The sequence below is a fragment of the Enterococcus sp. AZ163 genome (assembly GCF_050498925.1).
In the GTDB taxonomy this organism is placed as follows: Bacteria; Bacillota; Bacilli; order Lactobacillales; family Enterococcaceae; genus Enterococcus_A; species Enterococcus_A ferrettii.
Window position 1 is genome coordinate 1 of sequence record NZ_JBIPAO010000025.1, and the last position, 206, is coordinate 206.

Annotated in this window: 1 protein-coding gene; it reads right to left on the reverse strand. The window is 47.6% G+C overall.

Annotation, left to right across the window (positions count from 1 at the left end; all coding sequences use genetic code 11):
- Positions 1-206, reverse strand: a 206-nt coding sequence (locus IGI46_RS25925) for a hypothetical protein (protein ID WP_429974631.1), incomplete at both ends; no start/stop codon positions are given.

Consider the following 206-nt stretch of genomic DNA (forward strand, 5'->3'; position numbering starts at 1 on the left):
TACTTCCACTGTAGCTGCCCGATTCACTTGCTGAATCACTTGCACTGTCGGAAATCGATGTGCAAATTGATTCGCTGATCGATGTGCTTAGACTTGCACTGTCGCTATCACTGATGCTGGTGCTTTCTGATCTTGAATCGCTAACCGATGTGCTTGTACTTGTGCTATCGCTTGTACTTACCGACGTGCTTCCGCTAAAGCTGCCT